We start from the raw sequence: 255 nt of genomic DNA, 5'->3' as shown, positions 1-255 counted from the left end.
TCGCCGGCCATCCCAAGGCCGAGGCCATCGCGCCGATCCGCATCCGCGCCGGCGCGCTCGCCGAGAACACGCCCGCCCGCGACCTGCTGGTCTCCCCCGCCCACTGCATGTTCCTCGACGGCGCCCTGGTGCCGGCCCGGCTGCTGGTGAACGGCACCTCCGTCACGGTGGAGGCCGGCCTCGCCGAGGTCACCTACTACCATGTCGAGCTCGAGAGCCATGACGTGCTGCTGGCCGAGGGTGCGGCGGCCGAAT

At 72.9% G+C, this 255-nt stretch carries 1 protein-coding gene; it reads left to right on the top strand.

Annotation, left to right across the window (positions count from 1 at the left end):
• A partial coding sequence (locus AC1MIR_RS26595) for a Hint domain-containing protein (protein WP_480031190.1) occupies positions 1–255 on the top strand: 255 nt, incomplete at both ends.

Source organism: Falsiroseomonas sp. RANM36 (genome assembly GCF_056682175.1).
Note: the sequence above shows the minus strand (reverse complement) of the source record. Positions and strands in the feature narration are given on the sequence as shown.